Source organism: Gallibacterium anatis DSM 16844 = F 149 (assembly GCF_000379785.1).
In the GTDB taxonomy this organism is placed as follows: domain Bacteria; phylum Pseudomonadota; class Gammaproteobacteria; order Enterobacterales; family Pasteurellaceae; genus Gallibacterium; species Gallibacterium anatis.
The window spans coordinates 1-15,307 of record NZ_KB903720.1; the positions used below are offsets into that span (position 1 = coordinate 1).

18 protein-coding genes are annotated in these 15,307 nt (G+C 39.2%); 14 read left to right on the top strand and 4 right to left on the bottom strand.

From position 1 onward, the window contains the following. Both A3EO_RS0109145 and A3EO_RS0109150 read left to right on the top strand, forming a co-directional pair. Positions 1-255 (top strand): IS3 family transposase (locus tag A3EO_RS0109145; RefSeq protein ID WP_018346909.1); only part of this gene is annotated, 255 nt, incomplete at its 5' end. Positions 256-332: 77 nt separating this feature from the next. After that, positions 333-713, top strand: a complete 381-nt coding sequence (locus tag A3EO_RS0109150; protein WP_018346910.1) for a VOC family protein — start codon at positions 333-335, stop codon at positions 711-713. 43 nt (positions 714-756) lie between these two features. On the opposite strand, the gene A3EO_RS0109155 is transcribed toward A3EO_RS0109150, so the two are convergent. Next, positions 757-2,082, bottom strand: a complete 1,326-nt coding sequence (locus tag A3EO_RS0109155) for a polyamine export protein PaeA (RefSeq protein WP_013745749.1) — start codon at positions 2,080-2,082, stop codon at positions 757-759. 237 nt (positions 2,083-2,319) lie between these two features. Here A3EO_RS0109155 and A3EO_RS0109160 point away from each other — a divergent pair, with 237 nt between their 5' ends. Further along, positions 2,320-2,838 (top strand): hemerythrin domain-containing protein, encoded by a 519-nt coding sequence (locus tag A3EO_RS0109160; RefSeq protein WP_018346911.1) that lies wholly within the window; start codon positions 2,320-2,322, stop codon positions 2,836-2,838. Between the two features lie 124 nt (positions 2,839-2,962). Further along, positions 2,963-4,588 (top strand): phosphoethanolamine transferase, encoded by a 1,626-nt coding sequence (locus A3EO_RS0109165; protein ID WP_018346912.1) that lies wholly within the window; start codon positions 2,963-2,965, stop codon positions 4,586-4,588. 77 nt (positions 4,589-4,665) lie between these two features. Here A3EO_RS0109165 and A3EO_RS0109170 read toward each other — a convergent pair whose 3' ends face one another. Both A3EO_RS0109170 and mazG read right to left on the bottom strand, forming a co-directional pair. After that, on the bottom strand, positions 4,666-6,507 hold the full coding sequence (locus A3EO_RS0109170; RefSeq protein ID WP_018346913.1) for an ABC transporter ATP-binding protein: 1,842 nt from the start codon (positions 6,505-6,507) through the stop codon (positions 4,666-4,668). Positions 6,508-6,513: 6 nt separating this feature from the next. Beyond that, positions 6,514-7,314, bottom strand: a complete 801-nt coding sequence (gene mazG / locus A3EO_RS0109175) for a nucleoside triphosphate pyrophosphohydrolase (protein ID WP_018346914.1) — start codon at positions 7,312-7,314, stop codon at positions 6,514-6,516. Between the two features lie 134 nt (positions 7,315-7,448). Between mazG and uspA the strand changes: the two genes are divergently transcribed. Then, the gene (gene uspA, locus A3EO_RS0109180) at positions 7,449-7,877 is read left to right on the top strand and encodes a universal stress protein UspA (RefSeq protein WP_013745738.1); all 429 of its coding nucleotides are present in this window, start codon (positions 7,449-7,451) and stop codon (positions 7,875-7,877) included. A 67-nt stretch (positions 7,878-7,944) separates the two neighbouring features. Here uspA and A3EO_RS0109185 read toward each other — a convergent pair whose 3' ends face one another. After that, the gene (locus tag A3EO_RS0109185) at positions 7,945-8,166 is read right to left on the bottom strand and encodes a SlyX family protein (protein WP_018346915.1); all 222 of its coding nucleotides are present in this window, start codon (positions 8,164-8,166) and stop codon (positions 7,945-7,947) included. 198 nt (positions 8,167-8,364) lie between these two features. Here A3EO_RS0109185 and fkpA point away from each other — a divergent pair, with 198 nt between their 5' ends. The 9 genes from fkpA to tuf all read left to right on the top strand — a co-directional run. Beyond that, positions 8,365-9,093: an FKBP-type peptidyl-prolyl cis-trans isomerase gene (gene fkpA, locus A3EO_RS0109190; protein WP_013745736.1), complete on the top strand. Its 729-nt coding sequence runs from the start codon at positions 8,365-8,367 to the stop codon at positions 9,091-9,093. 108 nt (positions 9,094-9,201) lie between these two features. Next, entirely contained in the window at positions 9,202-9,891 is a 690-nt protein-coding gene (locus tag A3EO_RS0109195) for a helix-turn-helix transcriptional regulator (RefSeq protein ID WP_018346916.1), read from the top strand. Then, on the top strand, positions 9,891-10,271 hold the full coding sequence (gene tusD / locus A3EO_RS0109200) for a sulfurtransferase complex subunit TusD (protein ID WP_018346917.1): 381 nt from the start codon (positions 9,891-9,893) through the stop codon (positions 10,269-10,271). The genes A3EO_RS0109195 and tusD overlap by 1 nt, the downstream gene beginning before the upstream one ends. Positions 10,272-10,280: 9 nt before the next feature. After that, entirely contained in the window at positions 10,281-10,640 is a 360-nt protein-coding gene (gene tusC, locus A3EO_RS0109205) for a sulfurtransferase complex subunit TusC (RefSeq protein ID WP_018346918.1), read from the top strand. 8 nt (positions 10,641-10,648) lie between these two features. After that, on the top strand, positions 10,649-10,936 hold the full coding sequence (locus A3EO_RS0109210; protein ID WP_018346919.1) for a DsrH/TusB family sulfur relay protein: 288 nt from the start codon (positions 10,649-10,651) through the stop codon (positions 10,934-10,936). Positions 10,937-11,062: 126 nt separating this feature from the next. Further along, positions 11,063-11,437 carry a 30S ribosomal protein S12 gene (rpsL, locus tag A3EO_RS0109215; RefSeq protein WP_013745731.1) on the top strand — a complete coding sequence of 125 codons (375 nt, stop codon included), beginning with the start codon at positions 11,063-11,065 and terminating at the stop codon, positions 11,435-11,437. A 111-nt stretch (positions 11,438-11,548) separates the two neighbouring features. Further along, the gene (gene rpsG, locus A3EO_RS0109220) at positions 11,549-12,019 is read left to right on the top strand and encodes a 30S ribosomal protein S7 (RefSeq protein ID WP_013745730.1); all 471 of its coding nucleotides are present in this window, start codon (positions 11,549-11,551) and stop codon (positions 12,017-12,019) included. Between the two features lie 75 nt (positions 12,020-12,094). Next, positions 12,095-14,200: an elongation factor G gene (gene fusA, locus A3EO_RS0109225; protein ID WP_013745729.1), complete on the top strand. Its 2,106-nt coding sequence runs from the start codon at positions 12,095-12,097 to the stop codon at positions 14,198-14,200. A gap of 58 nt (positions 14,201-14,258) precedes the next feature. Beyond that, on the top strand, positions 14,259-15,307 hold a 1,049-nt coding region (tuf, locus tag A3EO_RS0109230; protein ID WP_018346920.1), incomplete at its 3' end, for an elongation factor Tu.

Genomic DNA, 15,307 nt, shown 5'->3' on the forward strand with positions numbered 1-15,307 from the left:
AGTTATCAACAGTTATTAGCTGAGCACAATATTGTGCAGAGTATGTCAAGGAAAGGCAATTGTTTAGATAATGCCGCGATGGAGAGTTTCTTTGGTCGGATGAAAGTGGAATGTTTTTATGGCAAAACTTTCGAAAACATTGAAGAACTTGAATCTGTTATCAAAGAATATGTTCGTTATTACAATGAGGAAAGAATACAATTAAAATTAAATGGACTGAGCCCTGTTCAATACAGAATTCAGTCCTTAAAATAACAGTCTAACTTTTCGGGGTCAGATCACGTTTGGATAGGGCTTTTCTTTAGATTTTAGACTCAATGTAAGGAAAAACTATGCTCAACATAACGCATTTGGATCATTTGGTTTTAACCGTTAAAGATATTGATGTTTCAGTGGCGTTTTATCAAAAATTGGGAATGAAGAAGCAGTTATTTTTGGGTGGTAGAGTGGCGTTGCAGTTTGGACAACAAAAAATTAACTTGCACCAATTAGGAAAGGAATTTGAGCCAAAGGCTAAACAAGTGCAGGCTGGAAGTGCGGATCTCTGCTTTATTGTGTCTGAGCCGTTAGAACAGGTGTTAGATTATTTAAAAGAGCAGCATTTAAGTATTGAAGAGGGGATTGTAGAGCGTACCAGTGCGGTTGGAAAAATTCGTTCTATTTATTTACGTGATCCCGATGGTAATTTAATTGAACTGTCAAATTATCAATAGAATATAGAAAAAATGCCTACGAGGATGTAGGCATTTTAACCGATTATTCGCTAATTTCTTTCATTTCCAACGGTGGTGGTGTGATTCGAGTGACTAATAGCTGGTCGATTTTATAGTGGTCAATATCGACAACTTCAAATTTAAATCCTTCAAATTCAACCGCATCCGCTGGGCGTGGAATTTTTCTTAGACGATACATCATAAAGCCGGCGATGGTTTCGTAGTTTTCCCATTCCGGAAAGTCGGTATCAATGGATAAAGCGTGTTTTACGTTTTCAATCGGCGTTGAACCCTCGATTAACCACGAATTTTCATCACGTTTAATGATTTGTTGATCCTGTTCAATCGGCGCAACCCAATCTCCCATTACCGTCATCATAATATCGGATAATGTAATAACGCCAACCACTAATGCATATTCGTTCATTACGACGGCAAATTTCTCTTTGGTTGCACGGAAACGGTCTAATAATTCCGATAGCGTTAATGTATCCGGAATAATCAAAACATTACGAATGGTCGATTCATTAAGTTGGATCATTGATTGATTATTTAAAATTTTCACCAAAATATCTTTGGTATCGACATAACCAATGACCTGATCAATATTTTCGTTACAAACCAAAAACTTAGAATATGGATAATCAGCAATTTTTTGGCGAATACTTTGTTCGGATTCTTTTAATGTGAAATAGACCACATTTTCTCGTGTGGTCATACTGGATGGCACGGTGCGTTCTTCCAATTCAAACACATTTTCAATGAAGTGATGTTCCTGTTGTTGTAATACACCCGCCTGTGCACCTGCGTCCACAACCGCCGAAATATCATCAAAAGTAATGTTATCCTCGCGGTTAATATTCATTTTGAAAAGCCGAAAAATAGTATTGGCAATGGCATTGATGATCCAAGTAAAAGGCTTGCAGATCAGAATAAAAATATTAATCGGATGGATCAATGTTACTGCAATTTTCTCCGGTGCAATCATTGCCATTCGCTTAGGCATTAAATCAGCGAAAATGATAAAGAGAGAAGTTACCAACGAAAATGATAAGGTAAATCCGATAGTTTCCGCCCATTCTCCCTGATAAAACTCTTCAACCAAGCCGACAAAATAGGGGCGAAACGCAGATTCGCCCAAAATCCCGCCTAAAATAGCAACCGCATTTAAGCCGATTTGCGAGGCAGCAAAAAAATCAGCTGAATTTTCTTGTAAAAACAATACTTTATTTGCTCGCTCATCGCCACTTTCCGCAAGCAGTTTTAATTTGATTTTACGTGCACCGGCAATCGAAATTTCTGAAATGGAAAGAAAACTTGAAGCGGCAATTAAAGCAACAATAACAATAAGATTTTGAAAAATAGTCACAAAACACCTATCAACAGTTAAATATTTACTTACCAAAACCACCGCTATTGTACTCGAAAAAGAGAGAGAACGGCTAATTTCACCGATTTTATTTATCGAAATAAGCAAAATATCGTTTAGCAAAGTGGTTATTTTAAGCTGTAAAAGAAATCTACCATATCGGGTAATTGTTTTTACGAGGAGTAAACCTTACCATTTTAGTCAGATATTACCCTTATAACCTCTGAGGAGAGATTTATGACAGCAGCGTCTCAACAAAATTATTTTTCTGATGCAGATGTGCAAAAATGGCGTACGGCAGATTATCACGAAGTGATTTCTTTTGTGGAAAACGGTTATCACCAACGTCATCGTCAACAGTTGCCGGAGTTAATTAAATTGGCGCAAACCGTTGAACAGGTTCACGCCGACAGTCCAAATTGCCCGGCTGGCAGTGCTTCTATTTTAGATAAAATTTATCAAGATCTTGATATGCATATGCGGAAAGAAGAGCAGATTTTGTTCCAAATGATTAAAGCCGGTCAATATGCAATGGCAAGAATGCCGATTCAAGTAATGTTGGCGGAACACGATGAAGCGGAAGAAGATGTGAGAACATTATTAACTTTAACGCGTAATTTAACGCTGCCGGAGGGAGCCTGTGGCACTTGGCAAGCACTTTACAGCGGTATTGAGAAATTTATTGCCGATCTTCACGAGCATATTTATTTCGAAAATGAGATTTTCTTCCCGAGAGTCGTGTCCGAAGGACAATAATTTTATCTCCCTCCTTGAAAAAACTGCACCATCGTGTGCAGTTTTTTTATTCTGCAACAGAACTATTGGATTTAAAACATTGTCAAAGCGTGGCTGATTTATTTAGATGAGGAATTTTTTGTTTATGCAGAAAATAGCATTGTCAATGCGATCGTCCACCTTAATTGGTTTGGTTGCACTCTATTTTACGCTGATCTTAAATTACGCATTTTATGCCAAAGTGCTTACCATTCATCCTTTTACCGGTGCAGCAGGAGATTACTTTTTATTAACTGTTCCGTTCTTTGTCTTTTTTGTGCTAAATGCGGTATTTCAAATTTTAGCACTACCGTTATTGCATAAGGTGATTATGCCGGCGTTGCTGATCATCAGTGCAGCGATTGGTTATAGTGAAGTTTTTCTAGATGTCTATTTTACAACTGATATGTTGGAAAATGTGTTGCAGACCAATTTTGCTGAAAGTTCCAGAATGATGACATTGCCTTATATTGCTTGGATTGTCGGCTTTGGTGTCGTGCCGGCACTATTATATTTATGGGTAAGAGTTGATTATCGTGTTTGGTATAAAGAAATTGGTTACCGGATCGGTTTAATTGTGCTTTCAGCAGTGGTAATTGTTGGTATTGCAAAAGTTTTCTATCAGGATTACGCCGGATTTGTGCGAAATAACAAGAGTGTGCCGGCATTAATTGTACCCTCTAATTTTATCAGTGCTGGCATTAATGAGATTAAACGCATTCGTGAAGCGAATATGCAGTACACACAATTAGGCTTGGATGCTGCGCAAGAAAAACCAGATGATTATCGCCACTTTACTGTATTGGTTGTTGGAGAAACCACCCGAGCGCAAAATTGGGGGTTAAACGGTTACCAACCACAAACGACACCGTTATTGGCGGCACGAGGAAAACAGATTATTAATTTTAGAAATGTTTCCAGTTGTGGTACAGCGACCGCACTTTCAGTGCCTTGTATGTTTTCGGGTATGGGAAGAGATGGTTATGATGCAGTTAAGGCATCTCATCAAGATAATATTTTGGATGTGTTGCAGCGTGCTGGTGTAGAAGTGATCTGGTTAGATAATGACAGCGGTTGTAAGGGAGTATGTGAACGTGTTCTGAATAAAGATATTACGGCAACCAATGATCCTCAGTATTGTAAGGATGGTGAATGTTTGGACAATATTTTATTATCGTATATTGATGATGTAATTAAAAAAACGCATAAAGACACAGTGCTAGTTTTGCATACAATTGGTAGTCACGGCCCAACTTATTATGAGCGTTATTCCGAACAGTACCGCCGTTTTACCCCGACTTGCGATACCAATGAAATTCAGAAATGTAGCAATGAACAATTAGTGAACACCTATAACAATGGAATTTTATATATCGATCAATTTTTAGATAAGGTCATTGCGAAAGTTGAGGCGCATCCGGAGTTAGAAGCGGCGGTTTATTATTTGTCCGATCACGGCGAATCACTAGGCGAAAATGGCGTTTATTTACACGGTACACCATATGCGATTGCACCGGAACAGCAAACGCGTATTCCAATGATAATGTGGTTTTCAGATCGCTTTAGGCAGAATGAAAATATTGATTTCGATTGTCTAGAACGAAATGCTCAGCAACAATCTTATTCACACGATAATTTATATAGCACCTTATTTGGTTTAATGGATATGAACCCGAATACATCGGTATATAAGAAAGAGTTGGATATTATTACGCAGTGCAAAAAACCGTAATTTTAACGGATAGAAAAGAAAACAGAGGGCGTTGTTAAGCCCTCTGTTGTTTCTGTTGGTTAAAAATGCGAAATGCCTTAATTTTCGCTAAGGAAACCACCGCTTTGATGTTTCCACAATTTGGCATAAAGTCCGTTTTGAGCCAATAATTCGCTGTGCGTTCCCTGTTCCACAATATGACCTTTATCCAGCACAATTAGGCGATCCATCGCCGCAATCGTGGAAAGACGGTGAGCAATGGCAATAACGGTTTTATTTTCCATCATTTTATCTAAACTTTCTTGAATGGCGGCTTCAACTTCGGAATCCAATGCGCTAGTTGCTTCATCCAATAATAAAATTGGTGCATCTTTTAACATTACACGAGCGATAGCAATGCGTTGACGTTGCCCTCCGGAAAGCTTAACACCTCGTTCACCAACGTGAGCGTCATAACCGTGGCGACCTTGTGCATCACTTAACGTTGGAATAAACCCAGCTGCTTCGGCACGTTCCGCCGCTGAGATAATTTCCTCTTCGCTGGCATCAGGTCTGCCATAAACAATATTTTCACGTACAGAACGGTGTAATAATGAGGTATCTTGCGTAACCAAGCCGATCTGACTGCGCAAACTCTCTTGACGGACATCACAAATATTCTGACCATCAATAGTGATATTGCCTTGATTCGCTTCATAAAAACGTAATAACAAGTTGACGATAGTGGATTTACCCGCTCCGGAACGACCGATTAAGCCCACTTTTTCGCCCAGTTTAATAGTGAGATTAAAGTCGGTTAACAATGGTTTATCCGCTTCATACGCAAAATTGATATGTTCAAATTTAATTTCACCTTGCTGTACCACAAGATCAGTCGCATTGGGTTTATCAACAATTGTATGTGGTTTGGAGAGTGTGTGCATACCATCATTTACCGTACCGATATTTTCAAACAGACGAGCCGCTTCCCACATAATCCAACGAGAAAGATTATTCACTCTCAAAGCCATCGCAATTGCAGTCGCAATCGCACCAACGCCGGCGCTGCCTTTGCTCCATAACCATAATCCTAACAGCCCGGTACTGAGCGTTAATAGAATATTGGTTAAATAGGTGAGCGTTTCTAAAGAGGTTGCCAAGCGCATTTGTGCGTGCACCGTTACCATAAATTCTTGCATTGAGCGTTTAGCATAACCGGCTTCGCGTAAACCGTGGGAAAAGAGTTTGACGGTCGTAATATTGGCGTAAGCATCGGTGACTCGACCGGTCATTAAGGAACGGGCATCGGCTTGACGTTCCGCAGTGTATGCTAATTTCGGAATAAAAATTTTCAGAATCACCACAAACAGCACTAACCAGATAATGAAAGGCAGCACAAACCAACCATCCAATGCAATTAGCACCGCGCCGGAAGTAATGAAATAGACCATCACATAGGTCATTACATCAGACAGCGTTAAAACCGTATCGCGTACCGCCAGTGCCGTTTGCATTACTTTTGCAGAAACACGTCCGGCAAATTCATCTTGATAAAAACCTAAACTTTGCCCCAGCATTAAACGGTGAAAATTCCAACGCAGCCGCATTGGGAAAACGCCTTGTAGCGTTTGCAGATGAATGTTAGAGGCGACAAATGACCAAAGAATGCTGAACAGCATTAACGCTGCCATTGCGATTAATTGCCACTGTTTTTGTTGCCATAATTGTTGTGGTGAATATTGTGATAACCAATCCACCAACACTCCCATAAACTGGAATAAAATTGCTTCCATTGCGCCGATCCCGATAACCATAATGGTGAGCAATAAAATCCAACCGCGCATTCCTTCGGTACAGGACCAAATAAATTTGATCAATCCGTGTTTCGGCACTTCGGGCATTTCATCCGGATAAGGATTAAGCCGCTGCTCAAACCAGCTATAAATGCGATTTAATAACATAATAAATTAATGATCCTCTTGTTTTTCTTGTTGTTTGACTTGATCCCAAATTAAATCCATTTCTGCTAAAGAGACTTGTTCCAGTTGACGACCGGATGCCAGAATGCTTTGTTCAACTTGACGAAAACGGCGTTCAAATTTCAAATTCGCTTTGCGTAAAGCTTCTTCAGGATTAAGTTTCAAATGGCGTGCAACATTAACGCTAGCAAAGAGCAGATCGCCGATCTCCTCTTCTATTGCTTGAGGATTTTGTGGTTGTTTTGAAACTTCATCGCGGACTTCCTGCAACTCTTCTTCAACTTTTTGTATTGTCGGCTCCAATTCCGACCAATCAAAACCTACTTTTGCACAACGCTTTTGCAATTTAGCGGCACGAAGCAAAGAAGGAAGTGCTATCGGCACATTATCCAAAATAGAAAATTGTTCTTTTTGATAACGTTCCTGCTGTTTGATATTTTCCCAATTTTTCAGCACTTCATCGCTGTTTTCGGCTTTAATTTCGCCGAAAACGTGTGGATGACGACGGATAATTTTGTCTGTAATACCATCAATGACATCATCAAGCGTAAATGCGCCTTCTTCTTGAGCTAATTGGCTTAAAAATACGACTTGCATCAATAAATCACCAAGTTCTTCTTTTAATTCTTTGCGATCATCTTGATTAATGGCTCCGACAACCTCATATGCCTCTTCAAGGATGTGAGGCGGCATTGTTTGGTAGGTTTGTTCCAGATCCCAAGGGCAACCACCATTCGGGTCGCGCAATTTAGCGATAATTTCAGCAAATTTTTCTAATTTTGTTGTCATTAAATACTCCATTTTAGAATTAATTTGTATTGGATTTTTAATAGCGTGATCAACCGCAAATTTTTCACTTAATTTTAATGTTAGTATAACATCATAGCTTATTCGATTAGCTGATTATAAATGGAGGAATCATTATGTATAAGCACGTTCTTGTCGCAGTAGACCTTTCTGAAGAAAGTAATGTTTTACTGGCTAAAGCTGTTCAAGTAGCCAAAAACAATGGAGCTAAACTTTCTATTATTCACGTAGATGTTAATTTTTCCGACCTCTATACCGGGTTAATCGATGTAAATATGTCTTCTATGCAAGATCGTATTTCCGATGAAACTCACGATGCCCTTGTTGAATTGGCAAAACAAGCAGGTTATCCGATTACCGAAACATTATGCGGTAATGGCGATCTTGGTACAGTGTTGGCTGATGCCGTAAGCAAATATGATGTTGATATTCTTATTGTCGGACATCACCAGGATTTCTGGAGTAAATTAATGTCCTCAACTCGTCAAGTAATGAACAACATTAACGTTGATATGTTGGTTGTTCCGTTGAAAGATGACGAATAGCGGATTATAGCCTGAAAAAGCCTCTGCGTCTGTTGATTGCAGAGGTTTTTTCTTATCTTTTTGATAGTTAATAATGTGGTGGTGGCGTTTCTTCCGCTTGGGTTGCGATATTGGATGGTTGCACATCTTTTAGTTTTTGTGCGAGATAACGAAGCTGTAATTGCATTTTATCGATGATGAATTGTTGTTCAATCAAGGCTTGGTTAAGTTGTTCAATCGTGTTTTCTTGAAAAGCGACTTTTGTTTCCAGCTCATCCATTCTTGCGATTAAATAATCAAATTGATTCATTATTTGCCTCTTGGGTAACTTGCTTTGCATTATTACTTTGAACAGTTATGCGAAATTCTGAAAAAGTATAGGGAAAAGTTAATAATTTCGTTTAAATTTTAAATATATATTGTATATTTTCTTAAATCATTTTAATCTATTCAACAAAATTTTTATGGCAGTAAAAATCTATTATTTTCTTATGGAGAACAAATAATTATGCGATCTATTCAAAAACTTGCCTTTCTTTCCGGTTTTGTGTTGTTTGCAATGAGCAGCCATAGTTTTGCGGAAGATTCCCAATTAAAAGATAAAAAGTTTATCGAACAATCTTCTTATGCCATCGGTGTATTTTTAGGTAAAAACATTCAACAATCTTTGGATGGGCAGAAATCCTTGATCGAATATGACAATAATAAAATTTTGGATGGCGTGCGCGATACCTTAATGGGAAAAACAACACTTTCAGATGAAGTGCTACAAAAGCAGTTGCAAGAATTGGATGCGCAATTAACAAAAGCGACTCAGGTAGAGTTGGAAAAAGTTGCGAAAGAGAATGAAGAAAAAGGTAAAGTTTATCGCGAAAAATATGCGAAAGAAAAAGATGTAAAACAGACAAAAAGTGGAATTCTTTATCGTATAGAAAAAATGGGTGAAGGTGCTTCACCGACAGAAAATGATACGGTAAAAGTGAATTATCGTGGGAAATTGATTGACGGTACTGAATTTGACAGTTCTTATAAACGTAATCAGCCGATTGAGTTTCAATTGGGACAGCTTATTCCGGGATGGGTTGAAGGAATCGGTTTAATCAAAAAAGGCGGTAAAATTCAGTTGGTATTGCCACCGAATTTAGCTTACGGAGATCAGCAAACCGGTCAGATTCCACCAAATTCAACCTTGATTTTTGATATTGAATTATTAGATGTGAAATCAAACAGCAAGTAATTTAGTTGTTAAAACAATAAAATAAGTAAGAAACGGACAGCAATGTCCGTTCTTAGTTTAAGGATTAATAATAGAGTGCATTAATGTACAGTATGGAAGGCAATAGCGATGAATTTAGACGATGATATTTTTTTACAGGAACAACAGCCATTTAGTAAAGAAGATCATGATATTATTCAATCTTATATTCCTGTGGTGGAGGGCATTGCGGCATTAATCGGCGGACATTGTGAGATAGTGCTTCATTCTTTGGAAAATTTGAAGCACTCTGCTATTTGTATTGCCAACGGTCATAATACCAATCGTAAAGTAGGTTCACCATTAACAGATTTGGCATTGCGCTCATTGCATCAAATGAAAACAGACAGCGTTTCGCAACCCTATTTCACACGAGCCAAAACTAATGGTTTGATGAAATCCATCAGCATTGCCATTCGAAATCCGCAACAACGTATTATCGGTTTATTGTGTATTAATATTAATTTGAATGTGCCGGTGGCGGAATTTGTACAAGGATTTATACCGACACACGAACAGGAAGAGAGTTCTTCAGAAGTTAATTTTGCTTCATCAGTGGAAGAGTTGGTGGCACAAACGGTTGAACAGACCATCGAAGATGTTACCAATGATCGCAATGTGTCGAACAATAATAAGAATAAACAGATCGTTCATTCATTATTTGAGAAAGGCATTTTCGATATAAAAGATGCCATTAATCAGGTGGCGGAAAGGTTGGAAATTTCTCGCCATACTGTCTATTTATATATTCGCCAGATTAAGCAGGATGAATTAAAATAATGCGCTATTTGCTTTCCGTTACGCAACCTGTTTACGGTTCGCAAGCAAGTTATCTTGCTTATCAGTTTGCACAAGCATTGCTTCAAGCCGGTCATACTATTGATCAAGTGTTTTTTTCCCAGTCGGGGGTAACAAATGGCAATGCATTTGTTTATCCCGCTAATGACGAAATCAATTTAGTAAAGCAGTGGCAGCAGCTATCAAAACAACACCAATTTGCGTTAAATCTATGTATCGCCGCATCGCAACGTCGAGGTGTTGTTGATGAAGTAAGTTCGTCAGATGGAACACAAAATAATTTAGCAGAAGGGTTTATGCTTACCGGATTGGGTGAATTCAGCCAAGCAGTTTTAACCGTTGATCGAGTCATTACTTTTTAATAATTCGTTATGAAAGTTGCATTTATTTTTACCCATCCGCCTTATGGCAGTAGCAAAGTAAGAGAAGGTCTTGATGCATTATTGGCGATGTCTGCTTACTGTGATGAAAATGAAATTGCCGTGTTTTTCTGGAATGACGGCATATTGTCTTTATTAAAACAGCAACAGGCGGATGCTGTGTTACAAAAAGATACGGTGGCAATGAGCAAATTATTAATGCTATATGAAATTGAACAATGCTTTGTTTGTGAAGAAGATTTAAAACGTTATCAATGCTCAAAAGAGGCGTTATCTTTGCCTGTGGTAGTACTGGATAATGAAAACTTTTTTAAACGGCTGCAGCAAGCAGAAAAAATCTTAACATTTTAAGGAATGCTATGCTTTATACCTTTGCCAATCGCCAATATGATATTCAATGGTTACAGCAAATTTTTCAACAATTAACGGCGCAAGATATGGTTTTATTATGGCAGGACGGCGTGTTATTACCATTGAAATATCCGACATTATTTAATCAATTGGCGCAGTATTTGTTATTGGAAAATGATGTGGCTGCTCGAGGCATTGCGCCTGTTTTGAGTAAAATAACCACAAATGCAAAATGTATCAATTTATCTCAAACTGTGCAGATTACCGAGGATTATTACCCTCAAATTAATCTCTAAATTCTAATTGTGCAAAATCTTGACATAGTCATCGTTAAAGAATAGAATTCATCGTCCATTCTTCTATGGAATGGGGTTAATTTAACATTCAATAGTGAATAATTTTATTTAAACTGGAGCTTTTTAATGGCAACTATCAACCAATTAGTACGCAAACCGCGTGTGAAAAAGGTTGTAAAAAGCAACGTTCCTGCATTAGAGGCTTGCCCGCAGAAACGTGGCGTGTGTACTCGTGTGTACACAACTACACCTAAAAAACCGAATTCAGCATTACGTAAAGTGTGCCGTATTCGTTTAACTAATGGTTATGAAGTAACTTCCTACATCGGTGGTGAAGGTCATAACTTACAAGAACACTCCGTTGTATTAATTCGTGGCGGTCGTGTTAAAGACTTACCAGGTGTGCGTTACCACACCGTACGCGGTGCATTAGACTGCGCAGGCGTTAAAGATCGTAAACAAGGTCGTTCTAAATACGGCGTGAAACGTCCTAAAGCTTAATGGTTCTCCGTTAAGTAAGGCCAAACGTTTAATTTAGAACATAGATAGCATACAAGACTCCAGAAATAGAGTTTTGGATAACCTGAAGATTTAATATACGGAGAAAAAACCATGCCACGTCGTCGTGTGATTGGTCAACGCAAGATTCTTCCAGATCCAAAGTTCGGATCAGAATTACTTGCAAAATTTATTAATGTTTTAATGGTAGATGGTAAAAAATCTATCGCTGAAAAAATTGTTTATACTGCTTTAGATACATTAGCGCAAAGAACTGGCAAAGACCATTTGGAAGCGTTTGAAGCAGCATTAGAAAATGTTCGTCCTACTGTAGAGGTTAAATCTCGCCGTGTTGGTGGTTCTACTTACCAAGTACCAGTAGAAGTTCGTCCAGTCCGTCGTAACGCATTAGGTATGCGTTGGATTGTAGAAGCAGCTCGTAAACGTGGTGACAAATCTATGGCATTGCGTCTTGCGAACGAGTTGTCAGATGCGGTTGAAAATAAAGGCGCTGCAGTGAAGAAACGTGAAGACGTTCATCGTATGGCAGAAGCTAACAAAGCATTTGCACATTACCGTTGGTAATTTCATTTATTATGCGGCAAGCCTTATTAGGGCTTGCTGGTTTAACTTTTTTAAGCCTAGCGAGAGGAAATAATCGTGGCACGTACTACTCCTATTGAGCGCTATCGTAATATCGGTATTAGTGCTCACATCGACGCAGGTAAGACAACTACCACAGAACGTATTCTTTTCTATACCGGTATAAGTCATAAGATCGGTGAGGTGCACGATGGTGCAGCTACCATGGACTGGATGGAACAAGAACAAGAACGTGGTATTACCATTACTTCTGCGGCAACAACTTGCTTCTGGCAAGGTATGTCAAAACAATTCCCACAACACCGTATCAATATTATCGATACTCCGGGACACGTGGATTTTACTATCGAAGTAGAACGTTCAATGCGTGTTCTTGACGGTGCGGTAATGGTTTACTGTGCGGTAGGTGGTGTTCAACCTCAATCAGAAACTGTATGGCGTCAAGCAAATAAATACGGCGTTCCTCGTATTGCGTTTGTAAATAAAATGGACCGTACAGGTGCAAACTTCTTACGTGTTGTTGAACAAATCAAAACCCGTTTAGGCGGAACTGCTGTGCCAATCCAATTACCGATTGGTGCGGAAGATAACTTTAAAGGTGTTATTGATCTTCTTAAAATGAAAGCGATCAACTGGAATGAAGCTGATCAGGGTATGACTTTCACTTATGAAGATATCCCGGCTGATTTAAAAGACTTAGCGGATGAATGGCACCAAAACTTAATTGAATCAGCAGCAGAAGCTTCTGAAGAATTAATGGAAAAATACCTTGGCGGTGAAGAACTAACTGAAGAAGAAGTTAGAGCAGCATTACGTCAACGTGTATTAGCGAATGAAATCATTCTTATCACTTGCGGTTCTGCATTTAAGAACAAAGGTGTACAAGCAATGTTAGATGCAGTGGTAGATTATTTACCGGCACCTACAGACGTTCCTGCAATTAAAGGTATTAACCTTGATGAAACTGAAGGTGAACGCCACGCAAGCGATGATGAACCATTCTCAGCATTGGCATTCAAAATTGCAACTGACCCATTTGTTGGTAACTTAACATTCTTCCGTGTTTACTCAGGCGTGGTAAATTCAGGCGATACTGTGATGAACTCAGTAAAACAAAAACGTGAACGTTTTGGTCGTATCGTTCAAATGCACGCTAATAAACGTGAAGAAATTAAAGAAGTTCGTGCAGGTGACATCGCTGCTGCAATCGGTTTGAAAGAAGTTACAACTGGTGACACATTATGTGATCCGGATAATCCAATTATCCTTGAACGTATGGAATTCCCAGAACCAGTTATTTCTGTTGCAGTAGAACCAAAAACTAAAGCTGACCAAGAAAAAATGGGCTTAGCATTAGGTCGTTTGGCTCAGGAAGACCCTTCATTCCGTGTTCACACAGATGAAGAATCAGGTCAGACTATTATTTCTGGTATGGGTGAATTACACTTGGATATTATCGTTGACCGTATGCGTCGCGAATTCAAAGTAGAAGCGAATATCGGTAAACCACAAGTTGCTTATCGTGAAACTATTCGTACTCGTGTTAACGATGTTGAAGGTAAACACGCAAAACAATCTGGTGGTCGTGGTCAATACGGTCACGTTGTGATCGACTTGTACCCATTGGATCCGGAAGGTCCAGGATACGAATTTGTCAACGAAATCAAAGGTGGTGTTATCCCTGGTGAATATATTCCAGCTGTTGATAAAGGTATTCAGGAACAACTTAAAGCTGGTCCATTAGCAGGTTACCCAGTAGTTGATATCGGTGTACGTTTACACTTCGGTTCTTACCATGATGTGGACTCATCAGAATTGGCATTTAAATTAGCAGCATCAATTGCATTTAAAGCAGCGTTTGCTAAAGCAAATCCAGTATTACTTGAGCCAATTATGAAAGTAGAAGTAGAAACTCCTGCTGAATACGTAGGGGACGTTATCGGTGACTTAAGCCGTCGTCGTGCTCTTGTAAATGGTCAAGAAAGCAATGAATTTGTTACTAAGATTAATGCAGAAGTACCATTATCAGAAATGTTTGGTTATGCAACAGATCTTCGTTCACAAACTCAAGGTCGTGCTTCTTATTCAATGGAACCATTGAAGTATGCTGAAGCACCAGCTAGCGTAGCAACTGCAGTAATTGAAGCTCGCAAAGCAAAATAATTGTAACAACTGCAGCCCATTAGTGGGTTGCAGACTTTAATTTAAAAAGGAAATTATCGTGTCTAAAGAAAAATTTGAACGTACAAAACCGCACGTAAACGTGGGTACAATCGGCCACGTTGACCATGGTAAAACAACTTTAACCGCAGCAATCACAACCGTATTAGCAAAACACTACGGTGGTGCAGCTCGTGCATTTGACCAAATCGATAACGCGCCGGAAGAAAAAGCGCGTGGTATCACCATCAACACTTCACACGTTGAATACGATACTCCAACACGTCACTATGCACACGTTGACTGTCCGGGACACGCCGACTATGTAAAAAATATGATTACCGGTGCGGCGCAAATGGACGGAGCGATTCTAGTAGTAGCAGCGACAGACGGTCCAATGCCACAAACTCGTGAACACATCTTGTTAGGACGCCAAGTAGGCGTACCATACATCATCGTATTCTTAAACAAATGCGATATGGTAGATGACGAAGAGTTATTAGAATTAGTAGAAATGGAAGTTCGTGAACTTCTATCACAATATGATTTCCCAGGTGACGATACTCCAATCGTACGTGGTTCAGCATTAAAAGCNTTAGAAGGNGANNCNNNNTGGGAAGAAAAAATTCTTGAATTAGCAAACTACTTGGATACATACATTCCTGAACCGGAACGTGCAGTAGACCAACCATTCTTGTTACCAATTGAAGACGTATTCTCAATTTCAGGTCGTGGTACCGTAGTAACAGGACGTGTAGAACGNGGTGTNATNCGTACAGGTGAAGAAGTAGAAATCGTAGGTATCAAAGAAACTGCGAAAACCACAGTAACCGGTGTAGAAATGTTCCGTAAATTGTTAGACGAAGGTCGTGCAGGTGAAAACATCGGTGCATTATTACGTGGTACAAAACGTGAAGAAATNGAACGTGGTCAAGTGTTAGCGAAACCAGGTACAATCACTCCACACACAGATTTCGAATCAGAAGTTTACGTATTATCAAAAGAAGAAGGTGGACGTCACACTCCATTCTTCAAAGGTTATCGTCCACAATTCTATTTCCGTACAACTGACGTAACAGGAACAATCGAGTTACCGGAAGGCGTGGAAAT

Bases quoted from the DNA above. Each gene is read 5' to 3' on its own strand.
- A3EO_RS0109150 (WP_018346910.1), top strand. From the start codon at position 333: ATGCTCAACATAACGCATTTGGATCATTTGGTTTTAACCGTTAAAGAT.
- A3EO_RS0109160 (WP_018346911.1), top strand. From the start codon at position 2,320: ATGACAGCAGCGTCTCAACAAAATTATTTTTCTGATGCAGATGTGCAA.
- A3EO_RS0109165 (WP_018346912.1), top strand. From the start codon at position 2,963: ATGCAGAAAATAGCATTGTCAATGCGATCGTCCACCTTAATTGGTTTG.
- A3EO_RS0109170 (WP_018346913.1), bottom strand. From the start codon at position 6,507: ATGTTATTAAATCGCATTTATAGCTGGTTTGAGCAGCGGCTTAATCCT.
- mazG (WP_018346914.1), bottom strand. From the start codon at position 7,314: ATGACAACAAAATTAGAAAAATTTGCTGAAATTATCGCTAAATTGCGC.
- uspA (WP_013745738.1), top strand. From the start codon at position 7,449: ATGTATAAGCACGTTCTTGTCGCAGTAGACCTTTCTGAAGAAAGTAAT.
- A3EO_RS0109185 (WP_018346915.1), bottom strand. From the start codon at position 8,166: ATGAATCAATTTGATTATTTAATCGCAAGAATGGATGAGCTGGAAACA.
- fkpA (WP_013745736.1), top strand. From the start codon at position 8,365: ATGCGATCTATTCAAAAACTTGCCTTTCTTTCCGGTTTTGTGTTGTTT.
- A3EO_RS0109195 (WP_018346916.1), top strand. From the start codon at position 9,202: ATGAATTTAGACGATGATATTTTTTTACAGGAACAACAGCCATTTAGT.
- tusD (WP_018346917.1), top strand. From the start codon at position 9,891: ATGCGCTATTTGCTTTCCGTTACGCAACCTGTTTACGGTTCGCAAGCA.
- tusC (WP_018346918.1), top strand. From the start codon at position 10,281: ATGAAAGTTGCATTTATTTTTACCCATCCGCCTTATGGCAGTAGCAAA.
- A3EO_RS0109210 (WP_018346919.1), top strand. From the start codon at position 10,649: ATGCTTTATACCTTTGCCAATCGCCAATATGATATTCAATGGTTACAG.
- rpsL (WP_013745731.1), top strand. From the start codon at position 11,063: ATGGCAACTATCAACCAATTAGTACGCAAACCGCGTGTGAAAAAGGTT.
- rpsG (WP_013745730.1), top strand. From the start codon at position 11,549: ATGCCACGTCGTCGTGTGATTGGTCAACGCAAGATTCTTCCAGATCCA.